Annotated in this window: 9 protein-coding genes and 2 tRNA genes; 5 read left to right on the top strand and 6 right to left on the bottom strand. The window is 61.0% G+C overall.

The window, feature by feature from the left end; genetic code table 11:
* Positions 1 to 38 precede the first annotated feature (38 nt).
* Together fadD1 and fadD2 are read right to left on the bottom strand one after the other, a co-directional pair.
* Positions 39 to 1736, bottom strand: a complete 1698-nt coding sequence (fadD1, locus tag NPS29_RS19090) for a long-chain-fatty-acid--CoA ligase FadD1 (RefSeq protein WP_274134306.1) — start codon at positions 1734 to 1736, stop codon at positions 39 to 41.
* Between the two features lie 393 nt (positions 1737 to 2129).
* The gene (gene fadD2 / locus NPS29_RS19085) at positions 2130 to 3818 is read right to left on the bottom strand and encodes a long-chain-fatty-acid--CoA ligase FadD2 (protein ID WP_274134305.1); all 1689 of its coding nucleotides are present in this window, start codon (positions 3816 to 3818) and stop codon (positions 2130 to 2132) included.
* Between the two features lie 208 nt (positions 3819 to 4026).
* Here fadD2 and NPS29_RS19080 point away from each other — a divergent pair, with 208 nt between their 5' ends.
* Positions 4027 to 4971, top strand: coding sequence for an alpha/beta hydrolase (locus NPS29_RS19080; protein WP_274134304.1), 945 nt, complete (start codon positions 4027 to 4029; stop codon positions 4969 to 4971).
* Between the two features lie 50 nt (positions 4972 to 5021).
* The gene (locus NPS29_RS19075; protein WP_274134303.1) at positions 5022 to 5492 is read left to right on the top strand and encodes a MaoC family dehydratase; all 471 of its coding nucleotides are present in this window, start codon (positions 5022 to 5024) and stop codon (positions 5490 to 5492) included.
* A gap of 134 nt (positions 5493 to 5626) precedes the next feature.
* Here the strand turns inward: NPS29_RS19075 and NPS29_RS19070 are convergent.
* Together NPS29_RS19070 and NPS29_RS19065 are read right to left on the bottom strand one after the other, a co-directional pair.
* A tRNA-Asp gene (locus tag NPS29_RS19070) sits at positions 5627 to 5703 on the bottom strand.
* Positions 5704 to 5723: 20 nt separating this feature from the next.
* Positions 5724 to 5799: transfer RNA gene (locus NPS29_RS19065), tRNA-Val, on the bottom strand.
* Positions 5800 to 5959: 160 nt separating this feature from the next.
* On the opposite strand from NPS29_RS19065, the gene rdgC reads away from it, so the two are divergent.
* Both rdgC and NPS29_RS19055 read left to right on the top strand, forming a co-directional pair.
* Positions 5960 to 6880 carry a recombination-associated protein RdgC gene (rdgC, locus tag NPS29_RS19060; RefSeq protein ID WP_274134302.1) on the top strand — a complete coding sequence of 307 codons (921 nt, stop codon included), beginning with the start codon at positions 5960 to 5962 and terminating at the stop codon, positions 6878 to 6880.
* 148 nt (positions 6881 to 7028) lie between these two features.
* Positions 7029 to 7982 carry a bile acid:sodium symporter family protein gene (locus NPS29_RS19055; protein WP_274134301.1) on the top strand — a complete coding sequence of 318 codons (954 nt, stop codon included), beginning with the start codon at positions 7029 to 7031 and terminating at the stop codon, positions 7980 to 7982.
* A gap of 109 nt (positions 7983 to 8091) precedes the next feature.
* Here the strand turns inward: NPS29_RS19055 and NPS29_RS19050 are convergent, their stop codons facing one another.
* Both NPS29_RS19050 and NPS29_RS19045 read right to left on the bottom strand, forming a co-directional pair.
* Positions 8092 to 9963: an MFS transporter gene (locus NPS29_RS19050; protein WP_274134300.1), complete on the bottom strand. Its 1872-nt coding sequence runs from the start codon at positions 9961 to 9963 to the stop codon at positions 8092 to 8094.
* A 111-nt stretch (positions 9964 to 10074) separates the two neighbouring features.
* Entirely contained in the window at positions 10075 to 11220 is a 1146-nt protein-coding gene (locus NPS29_RS19045; RefSeq protein WP_274134299.1) for a TDT family transporter, read from the bottom strand.
* Positions 11221 to 11572: 352 nt separating this feature from the next.
* On the opposite strand from NPS29_RS19045, the gene NPS29_RS19040 reads away from it, so the two are divergent.
* The gene (locus tag NPS29_RS19040; RefSeq protein WP_274134298.1) at positions 11573 to 15046 is read left to right on the top strand and encodes a hybrid sensor histidine kinase/response regulator; all 3474 of its coding nucleotides are present in this window, start codon (positions 11573 to 11575) and stop codon (positions 15044 to 15046) included.
* Positions 15047 to 15452: the final 406 nt, after the last annotated feature.

Genomic DNA, 15452 nt, shown 5'->3' with positions numbered 1-15452 from the left:
CCCCGCACGAAGGCGGGGTTTGTGGGTGTTGCGATGAATCAAGCCGGTTTTTTCAGCGCCAGCTTCTTCAGCTCTTCATCACGCAACTCGCGGCGCAGGATCTTGCCGACGTTGGTGGTCGGCAATGCATCGCGGAATTCCACGCTGCGTGGCACCTTGTAGGCGGTGACGTTGGCGCGCATGTGCTCCATCACCTGTTCCTTGGTCAGGGTCGCGCCCGGCTTGACCACCACGAAGATCTTGATCGCCTCGCCCGATTTTTCATCCGGCACGCCAATGGCTGCGCATTGCAGCACGCCCGGCAGGGTCGCGAGTACGTCTTCCAGTTCATTGGGGTAGACGTTGAAGCCGGACACCAGAATCATGTCCTTCTTGCGGTCGACGATACGCATGTAGCCATCGGGCTGAATCACCGCGATGTCGCCGGTCTTGAGCCAGCCTTCGGCGTCGAGCATTTCGTCGGTGGCTTCCTGGCGCTGCCAGTAGCCTTTCATCACTTGCGGGCCCTTGACGCACAGCTCGCCCACTTCGCCCAGCGGCAGTTCTTCGCCGGCGTCGTTGACGGTCTTGCACAGAGTCGACGGCACCGGAATGCCGATGGTGCCCATCTGGATCTTCTGGATCGGGTTGACCGTGGCCACGGGGCTGGTTTCGGTCATGCCGTAACCTTCACAGATCGAACAGCCGGTGACTTCCTTCCAGCGCTCGGCAGCCGCCTGTTGCAGGGCCATGCCGCCGGACAGGGTGACTTTCAGCGCCGAGAAATCCAGGTTACGGAAATCGGCGTTGTTGCACAGCGCCACGAACAGCGTGTTGAGGCCGACGAAACCGCTGAACTTCCACTTCGACAACTCTTTGACCATTGCCGACAGGTCGCGCGGGTTGCTGATCAGGATATTGTGGTTGCCGATCAGCATCATCGACATGCAGTGAAAGGTGAACGCGTAGATGTGGTACAGCGGCAGCGGGGTGATAAGGATCTCGCAGCCTTCATTGAGGTTGGAGCCCATCAACGCCTTGCATTGCAGCATGTTGGCGATCAGGTTGCGGTGGGTCAGCATCGCGCCCTTGGCAACGCCCGTGGTGCCGCCGGTGTATTGCAGCACGGCAACGTCGCTGCTTTTCGGCGAGACGTCCTGCACCGCCTTGCCCTGCCCCATGGCCAGCACGTCGTTGAACTTGACGGCCCGCGGCAGATGAAACGGCGGCACCATCTTCTTCACGTACTTGATGACGCTGTTGACCAGCAGGCGCTTGAGCGGCGGCAACAGGTCTGCGACTTCGGTGACGATGACGTGCTTGACGCCCGTTTTAGGCACGACCTTCTCGGCCAGGTGGGCCATGTTCGCCAGGCACACCAGCGCCTTGGCACCGGAGTCATTGAACTGGTGTTCCATTTCCCGCGCGGTGTACAGCGGGTTGGTGTTGACCACGATCAGGCCGGCGCGAATGGCACCGAACACGGCAATCGGGTATTGCAGCACGTTGGGCAGCTGCACGGCGATGCGGTCGCCCGGCTGCAGGTCGGTGTGCTGCTGCAGGTAAGCGGCAAACGCCCCGGACAACTCGTACATCTCACCATAGGTGAGTGTCTTGCCCAGGTTGCTGAACGCAGGTTTGTTGGCGAAACGCTCGCAGGACTGTTTCAATACCGCCTGAACGTTTGGATATTCGTCCGGGTCGATATCGGCAGCGATACCAGACGGATATTTATCCTTCCAGAAGTTTTCTATCATGGAAGCCGACTCCTCAGCGACGACGTTTCTACACACCGCTTTGTGCGATGATTTCTTGTGTTTGGAATTCGTAGCAACTGCTTTTTGCTTATCGACTGAACAAAAAGCGGGCCGAGCGTAGCAGCTTTGTCTGAGGCCGACTAGAGCCAATAGTGGCCCCTACAGTCATAAACATGACTCTTGAATATGTTTAAGTCACGTTTAGAGCAATGAACCTAAACACCAGAATTCCACAAATCTTGTAGGAGTGAGCTTGCTCGCGATGACGGCGTGTCTGTGCCATCGATGTTGAATTTGGCGACGTAATCGCGAGCAAGCTCACTCCTACAGGTACTGCCAGCCTCAATAAAAAACGGCGTGTTTTTCAACACGCCGCTTCTTTATATAGCTGGCTCAGGCGATATCGCGTAGCTCTCGCCTCAGGATCTTGCCCACCGGCGTCATGGGCAACGATTCGCGCAACACAATCTGCTTGGGAATCTTGTAGCCGGTGAAGTTCTCCTTGCAGTACGCCTTGAGCTCCTCAACGGTGAGACTGGCCTCCCGAGGCACGACGAACAGCTTGACCGCTTCACCGGAACGCTCGTCCGGCACGCCGATCACCGCGCAATTGGCGACCTTCGGATGGCGCGACACCACGTCTTCCACCTCGTTGGGGTACACGTTGAAGCCGGAGACGATGATCATGTCTTTCTTGCGGTCGACGATGCGGATGAAACCGTCCGGGTCGATCACCGCGATATCACCGGTCTTGAGCCAACCCTCGCTGTCCAGCACTTCAGCGGTGGCCTCCGGGCGGTGCCAGTAGCCGAGCATGATCTGCGGCCCTTTCAGGCACAGCTCGCCCCGCTCGCCCAATGGCAATTCGGCGCCGTCGTCACTGATGACTTTGGCTGTGGTCCCCGGTACCGGCATGCCGACGGTGCCCAGTTTCGACTTGTCACCATAGGGGTTGGCCGTGGCCACCGGCGCGGTTTCAGTCAGGCCGTAGCCCTCGACGATGGGGCAGCCGGTCAGCTTGAGCCAGCGCTCGGCGGTGGATTTGACCAGCGCCGTGCCACCCGAGTTGGTCAGGCGCAGGCTGGAGAAGTCCAGGCTTTTGAACTCCGGATGATCCATCAGCGCCACGAACAGGGTGTTGAGCCCGACCATCGCCGAGAACTTCCACTTCTTCAGCTCCTTGATGAAGCCGCCGATGTCCCGAGGGTTTGTGATGAGCAGGTTGTGGTTGCCGCTGACCATCATGCACATGCAGTTACAGGTGAAAGCGTAGATGTGATACATCGGCAGCGGCGCGACCATGATCTCGCCGCCCTGCTTGAAGATCGGGCTACCGTCCGGCCCGTGCTGCAACATGCAGGCGTAAACCTGCTGCATGTTCGCCACCAGGTTGCCGTGGGTCAGCATCGCACCCTTGGGCGAGCCGGTGGTGCCGCCGGTGTATTGCAGCACCGCGATGTCTTCCAGATCCAGCGCCACCGGCTGCAACTGCACGCCGCGCCCCTGCTTGAGGACGCTCTTGAACGGCACCGCCTGGGGCAGGTGATATTCCGGGACGAGTTTCTTGACCTTTTCCACGACCGTGTTGACCAGCCAGCCCTTGGCCGGGGACTGCATGTCACCCATTTTCACTTCGATCAGGTACTGGATGTCGGTGTCGGGCAGCACTTCCTGGACGTTCTTGCCGAACACATTCAGGTAAACCAGCGCGCGGGCACCGGAATCCTTGAACTGGTGACGCATCTCGCGGGCGGTGTACAGCGGGTTGGTGTTGACCACGATCAACCCGGCGCGCATGGCGCCGAACACGGCGATGGGGTACTGGATCAGGTTGGGCATCTGCACGGCGATGCGATCACCGGGCTTGAGATCGGTGCGCTGCTGCAGGTAACCGGCGAACGCCGCCGACTGGCGCTCGAGCTCGGCATAGCTGAGGGTCACGCCCATGTTGCTGTAGGCCGGGCGATCGGCGAACTTCCTGCAACTGAGCTCGAAGACCTCCACCACAGATTTGTATGCCGCAAGGTCCACATCGGGGAGAACCCCGGCCGGGCGTTTGTCGTTCCAGAAATCAGGTTGCATGTTGTTTTTATCCTCTTACCTGAGAATGCCGTTGCTGCCGGACGTTAGCAGTTGGCGCACAGAAGGCAAATCGTCATCAGCGTCGTGAATCTTGTGGGTGAACGGCATGCCATCTGGCAAGAGCTATACACTGGTTCTAGATGAGTGTCAGCGCGCTAATTCGAGACAATTTTTTACAAGGTCATTCGATACCACGTAAGGAAACGCCATGAAACACGATGCCTTTTGGCTGGACACCAGTGATCACAATCGCCTGTACGTCAACGCCTGGCTGCCAATGACAGGCCCCAGGGCGGTGGTGGTGCTGTCACACGGGATGGCCGAACACAGTGGGCGCTATGAGCGCCTGGGCGCAGCGCTGGCCGAAGTCGGCTTTGCCCTGTATGCCCACGACCAGCGCGGCCATGGCCGCACCGCAGCCAATGGCGTCCTGGGCCACTACGCCGACCAGGATGGCTGGAACAAGGTGGTGGGTGACCTGGCGATCCTGCAGGCCTGCGCGACCCAGCGTCATCCCGGGGCGCCGGTTTTCGTGCTGGGCCACAGCATGGGCAGCTACATTGCCCAGGCCTATCTGCTGCACCACAGCGCCAGCGTGCAGGGCGCGGTGCTCAGCGGTTCGAATTTCCAGCCGGTTTCACTTTATCGAAGCGCCGCCGTGGTGGCGCGCATGGAGCGCTGGCGTCAAGGGGCTACCGGGCGCAGTGCGCTGATCGAATACCTGTCATTTGGCTCGTTCAACAACAGGTTCAAGCCGGTTCGCACGCCATTCGACTGGCTCAGCCGCGATCCCGAAGAAGTCGACAAGTACGTCAAGGACCCGCTCTGCGGGTTTCGCTGCACCAACCAGTTCTGGCTGGACATGCTCGGTGGCTTGCAGCAGATCAGCAAGACCTCCAACCTCTCGCAGATCGACAAGAGCCTGCCGATCCTGATTATGGGCGGCGAATGTGATCCGGTGAGTGAAGGCAAGCGTCTCAAGGATCTGGCAGACGCCTTGACCGGCACCGATCATCAGTCCGTCACGCTGAAGATCTATCCGCAAGCGCGGCATGAAGTCTTCAATGAGACCCACCGTGAGGAAGTCACTCGTGATTTACTCGCCTGGCTCGAGGACGCGCTGGCACGGCCAAGACCCCGGCGCAGCGAATGACCGCTCAGGTTAAAGCCGCTTATTTCCCTATAACGTCACAGGACCGCAACATGTCTCAAGTCACCAATACGCCCTACGAAGCCCTTGAAGTCGGCCAGAAAGCCGAATACACCAAGACCGTCGAAGAGCGCCACATCCAGCTATTCGCCGAAATGTCCGGCGACCGCAACCCGGTGCATCTGGACCAGGAGTTTGCGTCAAAGACCATGTTCAAGGATCGCATCGCCCACGGCATGTTCAGTGGCGCGCTGATCAGCGCAGCGGTCGCTTGCGAGTTGCCTGGGCCGGGTACCATCTACCTGGGTCAGCAGATGAGCTTCCAGAAGCCGGTAAAAATCGGTGACACCCTGACCGTACGCCTGGAAATCCTCGAAAAACTGCCGAAATTCAAGGTGCGCATCGCCACCAACGTGTTCAATCAGAACGGTGATCTGGTGGTGGAAGGCGAAGCGGAGATTCTGGCGCCGCGCAAAGAGCAGACGGTGAGTCTGGCTGAACTGCCAACCATTACCGTGGGCTGACCAGCCGACATGGCAGGGGCCGGCATGCCGGCTTCTGCAAACCTGGCGTTGACCAAATCGCAGGCACAAAAAAAGCGACCCTAAGGTCGCTTTCTCTGTCGTTACGAGGAGTTCAAGGGCCTCGTAACTCAATATGGCGCAGCGGACGGGACTCGAACCCGCGACCCCCGGCGTGACAGGCCGGTATTCTAACCGACTGAACTACCGCTGCGCGTAACACCTTTCAACGAGTGGTGGGTGATGACGGGATCGAACCGCCGACCCTCTGCTTGTAAGGCAGATGCTCTCCCGGCTGAGCTAATCACCCTTGTCTCTCGGTGTGGCGCGCATTCTACGGAGCGATCCAACCTCTGGCAAGCACTTTTTTAAAAAATTTTTATAATCCAACCAAAGGGTTACATCAGGGTTGGCCGCGAGGGCCCGGCAGCGAATAATGCCCCCCTTTGTATAAAGGAGAGATGTACCCCATGTGGTTCAAAAACCTGCTTGTGTACCGCCTGACCCAGGACCTGCCATTTGACGCAGAGGCGCTGGAAACCGCATTGGCGACCAAGCCTGCACGTGCTTGTGCCAGCCAGGAGTTGACCACTTACGGTTTCATCGCCCCGTTCGGCAAGGGCGAAGACGCGCCACTGGTGCACGTCAGTGGCGATTTCATGCTGATCAGCGCGCGCAAGGAAGAACGCATCCTGCCGGGCAGCGTGGTCAACGATGCACTTAAAGAGAAAGTCGAAGAGATCGAGACCGAGCAGATGCGCAAGGTCTACAAGAAGGAACGCGACCAGCTCAAGGATGAAATCATCCAGGCCTTCCTGCCGCGCGCGTTCATCCGTCGCTCGATGACCTTCGCCGCCATCGCCCCTAAACAAGGCGTCATTCTGGTCAACGCCTCCAGCCCGAAACGCGCCGAAGACCTGCTCTCGACCCTGCGTGAAGTGGTTGGCTCGCTGCCGGTTCGTCCGGTGACCGTGAAGACCGCACCGACCGCCGTCATGACCGACTGGGTCAAGAGCGGCGAGACTGCCGAGAACTTCTTTGTGCTGGACGAGTGCGAACTGCGCGACACCCACGAAGACGGCGGCATCGTCAAATGCAAGCGTCAGGACCTGACCAGCGACGAAATCCAGCTGCACCTGAGCACCGGCAAGGTCGTGACTCAACTGTCGCTGGCCTGGCAGGACAAGCTGTCCTTCGTGCTGGACGACAAACTGGGCGTCAAGCGCCTGAAGTTCGAAGACCTGTTGCAGGATCAGGCCGAACAGGACGGCGGCGACGATGCCCTGGGCCAGCAGGACGCCAGCTTCACCCTGATGATGCTGACCTTCGGCGACTTCCTGCCGGACCTGTTCAACGCCCTGGGCGGTGAAGAGATTCCGCAGGGGATCTGATTCACCCCTCCGCTCCCGTAGCAGCACGGCTTGCCGGCGGGGCGGTGTGTCAGACGGTATATTCGTCACAGACACGCCGCCCCCGCCGGCAAGCCGTGCTGCTACGGGTCCGTGTCTTCCCTCAGGAAAACAATAAAAGGAGCAAGCCATGCGTGCCCTGGCTGCATTGAGTCGTTTTGTCGGTAATACCTTTGCATACTGGGTGCTGTTGTTCGCCGTGCTGGCGTTTCTGTTCCCCAGCTGGTTCATCAGCCTCAAGACCCTGATCGTGCCTTTGTTGGGCCTGGTCATGTTCGGCATGGGCCTGACGCTCAAGCTTGAAGATTTTTCCGAGGTCGTGCGCCATCCGTGGCGTGTGGCCCTGGGTGTGGTCGCGCATTTCGTGATCATGCCGGGTGTGGCGTGGCTGTTGTGCCAGGTGTTTCACCTGCCGGCGGAAATCGCCGTGGGTGTGATCCTGGTCGGCTGCTGCCCAAGCGGCACTTCGTCCAACGTCATGACCTGGCTGGCCAAGGGTGATCTGGCGCTGTCGGTGGCCATCGCCGCCGTCACCACCCTCCTCGCCCCGCTGCTGACCCCTGCGCTGATCTGGCTGCTGGCCTCTGCCTGGCTGCCGGTGTCCTTCATGGAAATGTTCTGGTCGATCCTGCAACTGGTGATGCTGCCGATCGTGCTCGGGGTCGTTGCCCAACGCCTGCTCGGCGCCAGGGTGCAGTTCGCCGTCGAGGTGCTGCCGCTGATTTCGGTGGTGAGTATCGTGATGATCGTCTGTGCGGTGGTCGCGGCCAGCCAGGCGAAGATCGCAGAATCGGGCCTGTTGATCATGGCCGTGGTGATCCTGCACAACAGCTTCGGCTTCCTGCTGGGTTACTTCACCGGCAAGCTGTTCAAACTGCCACTGGCGCAGCGCAAGTCGCTGTCGCTGGAGGTCGGCATGCAGAACTCGGGGCTGGGCGCCGCCCTGGCCAGCGCGCACTTCTCGCCACTTGCGGCCGTGCTGAGTGCGCTGTTCAGCGTGTGGCACAACATCAGCGGCGCGTTGCTTTCGACGTATTTCCGCAAGATGGAGCCGGAGCCTGCCGGCGAAACCGCCACCGAATAACGCTTTCGTAGCAGCACGGCTTGCCGGCGGGGGCGGTGTGTCAAACGATACATTCGTCACTGATACTCCGCCCCCGCCGGCAAGCCGTGCTGCTACGGAAGGGGGGGGGTTAGCGCATCTCCCCACGCAACTGCGCCACCCGCTCGCGCACCAGCGCGGGCTCTGATTGATCGCCCGCCAATGCAGGTCCCGCCACCAGGGTCACCCGCGACCACAAGCGGCGAAACACGCCCTTGTCCGGATCGCGGCTGAAAAAGCTGCCCCACAACCCCTGCAACGCCAGCGGAATCACTGGCACATTCGTCTCCTCCAGCACGCGGGTCATGCCGCCCTTGAACTCGTCGATCTCGCCGTTGGTGGTCAATTTCCCTTCTGGGAAGATGCACACCAGCTCACCTTCCTTTAAATACTCGGCAATGCGCTTGAATGCCTGGTCGTAGATCAGCAGATCCTCGCCACGCCCGGCAATCGGGATCGCACCGGCGGTGCGGAAAATGAAGTTGAGCACCGGGATGTTGAAGATCTTGTAATACATGACGAACCGGATCGGCCGACGCACCGAGCCTGCAATCAGCAGCGCATCGACGAACGACACATGGTTGCACACCAGCAGCGCCGCGCCCTCCTCTGGGATCTGCTCCAGATCACGGTGCTCGACGCGGTACATGGAATGGCTGAGCAGCCAGATCATGAAACGCATGGTGAATTCCGGGACGATCTTGAAGATGTAGGTGTTGACCGCGATGTTCATCAGCGACACCACGAGAAACAGTTGCGGGATCGACAGCTTGACGACGCTCAGGAAAATGATCGACACAATCGCCGACACCACCATGAACAGCGCGTTAAGGATGTTGTTCGAGGCAATGACCCGCGAGCGCTCTTTCTCCGGCGTGCGGGACTGGATCAACGCATACAGCGGCACGATGTAAAAGCCGCCAAAGATCCCGATGCCCAGAATGTCCAGCAACACCCACCACGCCTGGCCGTAGCCCAGAATCGCCAGCCAGTCGTTGACCTGGACGTTCTGCGGGAAGTTTCCGGAATGCCACCACAGCAACAGGCCGAACACTGTCAGGCCCATCGAACCGAATGGCACCAGGCCGATTTCCACCTTGCGCCCCGACAACCGCTCGCACAGCATCGAACCTGCGGCGATGCCGATGGAAAACACGGTGAGAATCAGCGTGACGACGGTTTCATCGCCGTAGAGGAATTCCTTGGCGTAGGCCGGGATCTGGGTCAGGTAAATCGCACCGACGAACCAGAACCACGAGTTGCCGACGATGGAGCGCGACACCGCCTTGGTCTGCCCCAGGCCGAGTTTGAGCGTGGCCCAGGACTCGCTGAAGATGTTCCAGTTCAGGCGCATCTCCGGGCTCGCCGCAGGCGCCGGAGGAATGCCGCGACTGGCCAGGTAACCCAGACAGGCGATGCTGACCATGGCCACCGACACCACGGGCGCGTAGTGGGTCGTGGACATCATGATCCCGGCGCCGATGGTGCCGGCCAGGATCGCCAGAAAGGTGCCCATCTCCACCAGGCCGTTGCCACCCACCAGCTCATTCTCATGCAGGTGCTGCGGCAGGATCGAGTATTTGACCGGCCCGAACAGCGCCGAGTGGGTGCCCATGGCGAACAACGCCGCCAGCATCAGCGACAGGTGATCGAACAGAAAGCCCACGGCGCCGACCACCATGATGGCGATCTCCAGTACCTTGATCATGCGGATCAGGCGATCCTTGGGGTATTTTTCGCCGAACTGCCCGGCCAGCGCCGAAAACAGGAAAAATGGCAGGATGAACAGCAAGGCGCAGAGGTTGACGTAGATCGACCGGTCGCCGTCGATGGCCAGCTTGTAGAGGATGGCGAGGATCAGCGACTGCTTGAAGATGTTGTCGTTGAAGGCCCCGAGGGACTGCGTCACGAAAAACGGCAGGAAGCGCCGCTTACCCAACAGACTGAACTGCGACTGACTCATCGATCTCGATCCTGAGTGGCGCCGGAATCGGCTTACAGGATTGGAACGCCAGCGAACCAATCCGAGCCACATTGAAGACGTTCAACCGTTAATTGTCGATAGCGTCAGGGATCATGGTTTCAAGCCTGCGATACAGGGCGAAACGAACAGCTCGCCACGATAGGCACCGATCACCGTGCGCCGCATGATGATCAGCCACAGCGCCGCAAGACCCGCCACCAGCAGCGTACCGAATGCCGAGAAAAATCCCAGGTGCAGCAAGGCGCCCAGCTTGAGGGTGGTCAGGGCGAAGACCCCGATGGGAAAGGTGAACCCCCACCACCCCAGGTTGAACGGCATGCCGTTGCGCAGGTAGCGCGCGGTGATCAGCGTCGCCATCAACAGCCACCACACCCCCACGCCCCACAGGATGATCCCGGCCAGCAGCCCCAGGCCCGCGGCAATCTCGCCCACACCCGGCAGGCCATTGGCCGCAAAGATGGCGGGCGAGTCGGCGCCCAGCACGATCAGGCCATAGGCGCCGGTGCTGATCGGCCCCAGCGCCAGCCAGCTCGACGACGCCATGCTTTCGTGGGGCAATTTGTGCAGGGCCATGCGCAACAGCAGGATGGTCAGGATGCTGAACGCCACCGGCACCGACAGCGCCCACAGCACATAGCTGGTAATCAGCACGCTGAACTGGCTGTGGCTGCTCGCCAGATGCGGCGCCAGCAGCGCGCCACTGACCGCCGCAACCTCCGCCGCCACCACCGGCAACAGCCAGACTGCGGTCATCTGATCGATGCGGTGTTCCTGGCGGGTGAACATCATGAACGGGATCAGCGCGCCACAGGCCAGCGACATCGCCACATCCAGCCACCACAGCGCTTCAGCCAGCGGCAGCACGCCATCGCCCCAACGCGGCAGGCCAAAGGTGAACAGGCCATTGATGATGGTCGCCATGCCCATGGGAATGGTGCCGAAGAACATCGACACCGTGGAATGCCCGAACACCCTGCGCGCCTGCTCGAAAAACATCACCCAGCGCGCGATGTAGAGCAGCGCAAAGGTCACGAACATCACGATGTTGAGCATCCACAGCGCTTCGGCCAGCTGGAACAGGCCGGGAATCTGCACCGGGAGTTGCGTCAGGACGGCCGAGAGAATCCCGGTGCCCATGGTGGCGGCGAACCAGTCCGGGGTGAACTGGCGAATGACTTCCCGGGGGTGGCTCAGTTGGCTGAAAGGCTTGCCGGGGGTGAAAGTGGCGTAGGTCATGAAGGTCTCCTGTCCTCGTGTGAGGTGGGATTCATGGTACGTCCGGGGTGCATATCTACTAAGCGGGTAATTTCTCTATGCCCAATAGATTTTATAGATATACAGATAACTCTCGATCACCGCGGACCTGTAGGAGTGAGCTTGCTCGCGATTGCGCTGTGTCAGGTATGAAGATGTATTAGACAAACCGCCATCGCGAGCAAGCTCACTCCTACAGGGCCGATGTATCCGCCTGCGACACCCTGCCGCTCAGACCTTGGTCGAGACAGACGAACGCCAGCGGGCGTGCGAGACTGTCCGGGCGGGGATGGATCGCCGCTGAAACGTTATTTGCTTGAGTCTGGAGTTCCCCATGTCGCTGTCCAGCGGACTGATCGCCGCCGTCGCCCTGGCCTATATGGCCATCATGTTCGCCATCGCCTTCTACGGCGACCGGCGCAGCGCCGCCCTGCCCCCTCGGCTGCGTGCCTGGGTGTACAGCCTGTCGCTGGCGGTGTACTGCACCAGTTGGACTTTCTTTGGCGCCGTCGGCCAGGCCGCAGAACAGTTGTGGTCATTCCTGCCGATCTACCTGGGGCCGATCCTGCTGCTGTTGCTGGCGCCCTGGGTGCTGCAGAAAATGGTGCTCATCAGCAAGCAGGAAAACATCACCTCGATTGCCGACTTCATCGCCGCCCGCTACGGCAAATCCCAGACGCTGGCGGTGGTGGTCGCGCTGATCTGCCTGATTGGCGTCTTGCCCTACATCGCCCTGCAACTCAAGGGTATCGTGTTGGGCGTGAACATCCTGATCGGCGCCGGGGCCGACGCCACCGGCACCCGCGCCCAGGACACGGCGCTGATCGTGTCCCTGGTGCTGGCGCTGTTCACCATCGTGTTCGGCACGCGCAACCTGGACGCCACCGAGCACCACCGCGGCATGGTGCTGGCGATTGCCTTCGAGTCACTGGTCAAGCTGTTCGCCTTCATGGCGGTGGGCATCTTCGTGACCTTCGGCCTGTATGACGGCGTGGACGATCTGTTCAATCAGGCGATGCTGGCGCCGCGCCTTGAGGAGTACTGGAAAGAGACGGTCAACTGGCCGTCGATGGTGGTGCAGACCGGCGTGGCGATGATGGCCATCGTTTGCCTGCCGCGGCAGTTTCATGTGACGGTGGTCGAGAACATCGAGCCCCAGGACCTGCGTCTGGCCAAGTGGGTGTTCCCGATGTACCTGCTGCTGGCCGGGCTGTTCGTGGTGCCCATCGCACTGGCCGGGCAGATGCTGCTGCCAAGCTCGGTACTGCCCGACTCCTTCGTCATCAGCGTGCCGCTGGCCCACGCCCACCCGGCGCTGGCGATGCTGGCGTTCATCGGTGGCGCCTCGGCGGCCACCGGCATGGTGATCGTCGCCAGTGTGGCGCTGTCGACCATGGTCTCCAACGACATGCTGCTGCCATGGCTCTTGCGCCGCAAGACCGCCGAGCGCCCGTTCGAGGTGTTCCGTTACTGGATGCTTTCAGTGCGCCGGGTCAGCATCGTGGCCATTCTGCTGCTGGCCTACGTCAGCTATCGGCTGCTGGGTTCGACGGCGAGCCTGGCGACCATCGGCCAGGTGGCATTCGCCGCCATCACGCAACTGGCGCCGGCCATGATCGGCGCGCTGTACTGGAAGCAGGCCAACCGCCGCGGGGTGTTCGCGGGCCTGGCGGCTGGCGTGTTCATCTGGTTCTACACCCTGGTACTGCCCATGACCGCCCACAGCATGGGCTGGTCGCTGAACAGCTTTCCGCTGCTGGCCTGGCTGCACAGCAACCCGTTCAACCTGCCGATCAGCCCGCTGACCCAAGGCGTGCTGCTGTCGATGGCGGGCAACTTCATCCTGTTCGCGTGGGTGTCGTTGCTGTCCCGCACGCGGGTGTCGGAGCATTGGCAGGCCGGGCGATTCATCGGCCAGGAACTGCAAGCCAGGTCCAATAGCCGCTCGCTGCTGGCGGTGCAGATCGAGGACTTGCTCAAGCTCTCGGCGCGTTTTGTCGGTGAAGAGCGGGCGCAGCAGAGTTTCATCCGTTTCGCCTATCGCCAGGGCAAGGGCTTCAACCCCAACCAGAACGCCAACGGCGAATGGATCGCCCACACCGAACGGCTATTGGCGGGCGTGCTCGGTGCCTCGTCGACCCGGGCAGTGGTCAAGGCCGCCATCGAAGGCCGCGACATGCAGCTTGAAGATGTGGTGCGCATCGCCGACGAAGCGTCCGAAGTCTTGCAGTTCAACCGGGCGCTGCTGCAAGGCGCCATCGAGAACATCACCCAGGGCATCAGTGTGGTGGATCAGTCCCTGCGGCTGGTGGCCTGGAACGACCGCTATCTGGAACTGTTCAACTACCCGGATGGCCTCATCAGCGTCGGGCGGCCCATCGCCGACATCATCCGCTACAACGCCGAGCGCGGTTTGCTGGGGCCCGGCGAGGCACAGGTGCATGTGGCCCGGCGCCTGCACTGGATGCGCCAGGGCCGTGCCCACACCTCCGAACGGTTGTTCCCCAACGGCCGGGTGATCGAGCTGATCGGCAACCCGATGCCCGGCGGCGGCTTCGTCATGAGTTTCACTGACATCACCGCGTTCCGTGAAGCCGAGCAGGCACTCAAGGGCGTCAACGAAAGCCTTGAGCAGCGGGTCGCCGAGCGCACCCGCGAGCTGTCGCAACTGAACCTGGCGCTGACCGAAGCCAAGGCCCATGCCGAAGCGGCGAGCCAGTCGAAAACCCGCTTTCTCGCTGCCGTCAGCCATGACCTGATGCAGCCGATGAACGCCGCGCGGTTGTTTTCCGCGGCCCTGCTGCACACCGACGACAACGTGCCGGATGAAGCGCGCAAGCTGATTCACCATCTGGACAGTTCGCTGCGTTCGGCCGAAGACCTCATCAGCGACCTGCTGGATATTTCCCGCCTGGAAAACGGCAAGTTCGCACCGACCATTGCGCCCTTTCCCCTCAGCAACCTGTTCGACACCCTGGGGGCCGAGTTCAAGGCGCTGGCCCAGGAGCAGGGTTTGAGCTTCCGGGTGCGCGGCAGCAACCTGCGCATCGCCAGTGACGTGAAGCTGCTGCGCCGGGTGCTGCAAAACTTCCTGACCAACGCCTTCCGCTACGCCAAGGGGCCGATCCTGCTGGGCGTACGACGCAAGGGCCAGCATCTGAGCCTGGAAGTGTGGGACCGTGGTCCGGGCATTCCCGAAGACAAGCGCCAGGTGATTTTCGAAGAGTTCAAGCGCCTGGACAGCCACCAGACCCGCGCCGAGAAGGGCCTGGGCCTGGGGCTGGCGATTGCCGATGGCCTGTGTCGCGTCCTGGGTCACAGCCTTGAAGTGCGTTCATGGCCGGGCAAGGGCAGTGTGTTCAGCGTCACCGTGCCGCTGGCGCGAACCCCGACACTCGCCCCGCAACCCAGCGCCGAGCCCAAACGTGCAGCCCTCAACGGTACGCAGGTGCTGTGCATCGACAACGAAGACAGCATCCTGATAGGCATGAACAGCCTGTTGAGCCGCTGGGGCTGTCAGGTCTGGACCGCGCGCAACCGCGAGGAATGCCAGGCCCTGCTGGACGACGGCATCCGCCCGCACCTGGCGCTGGTGGACTATCACCTGGACCACGGCGAAACCGGCACGGAGGTCATGGCCTGGCTGCGCACGCAACTGGGCGAGCCGGTGCCCGGCGTGCTCATCAGCGCCGATGGCCGCCCGGAACTGCTGGCCCAGGTCCATGCGGCGGGGCTGGAATATCTGGCAAAACCGGTGAAGCCAGCGGCGTTGCGGGCGTTGTTGAGCCGGCATGTGAGCCTGAATTGATACACTAGAAGCAACGCAGCCCCTGTAGGAGTGAGCTTGCTCGCGATAGCGCCCTGTCTGACACGTCTATGTATCTGTCAGCCCCCCATCGCGAGCAAGCTCACTCCTACAGGTCACGATTATGTTTCCACACATTTATTTTAACTCGGCCGTTTAGTCAGAATCAGAACGGCCGTTCGGTCAACATTTAACAAAAACCAACACTTCACCTTCCCGCGATTGCTGGGGCCGGCTGCGTGTCTCAGATTTGTTACAGATCTGCATCCGCGAATTTCAGCCCCTCCTCCCCCTTCAAAACCCACTCCCACGCGAAAAAACCCGCCTTTATCAATGTGATAGCTATTTGATATACAGGCTGGAGAGCCCTCGCACAAAACTACAAAAAAAGGCTTGGAGAACCTCAAAT

Source organism: Pseudomonas putida (assembly GCF_028682175.1).
In the GTDB taxonomy this organism is placed as follows: domain Bacteria; phylum Pseudomonadota; class Gammaproteobacteria; order Pseudomonadales; family Pseudomonadaceae; genus Aquipseudomonas; species Aquipseudomonas putida_AD.
The sequence above is the reverse complement of the archived record's forward strand: the minus strand, read 5'-3'. Positions and strand labels throughout refer to the sequence as shown.

What these genes read in the sequence shown, in the direction of transcription:
- NPS29_RS19050 (WP_274134300.1), bottom strand. Translation starts at nt 9,963, where the DNA reads ATGAGTCAGTCGCAGTTCAGTCTGTTGGGTAAGCGGCGCTTCCTGCCG.
- NPS29_RS19040 (WP_274134298.1), top strand. Translation starts at nt 11,573, where the DNA reads ATGTCGCTGTCCAGCGGACTGATCGCCGCCGTCGCCCTGGCCTATATG.
- rdgC (WP_274134302.1), top strand. Translation starts at nt 5,960, where the DNA reads ATGTGGTTCAAAAACCTGCTTGTGTACCGCCTGACCCAGGACCTGCCA.
- fadD1 (WP_274134306.1), bottom strand. Translation starts at nt 1,736, where the DNA reads ATGATAGAAAACTTCTGGAAGGATAAATATCCGTCTGGTATCGCTGCC.
- fadD2 (WP_274134305.1), bottom strand. Translation starts at nt 3,818, where the DNA reads ATGCAACCTGATTTCTGGAACGACAAACGCCCGGCCGGGGTTCTCCCC.
- NPS29_RS19075 (WP_274134303.1), top strand. Translation starts at nt 5,022, where the DNA reads ATGTCTCAAGTCACCAATACGCCCTACGAAGCCCTTGAAGTCGGCCAG.
- NPS29_RS19080 (WP_274134304.1), top strand. Translation starts at nt 4,027, where the DNA reads ATGAAACACGATGCCTTTTGGCTGGACACCAGTGATCACAATCGCCTG.
- NPS29_RS19055 (WP_274134301.1), top strand. Translation starts at nt 7,029, where the DNA reads ATGCGTGCCCTGGCTGCATTGAGTCGTTTTGTCGGTAATACCTTTGCA.
- NPS29_RS19045 (WP_274134299.1), bottom strand. Translation starts at nt 11,220, where the DNA reads ATGACCTACGCCACTTTCACCCCCGGCAAGCCTTTCAGCCAACTGAGC.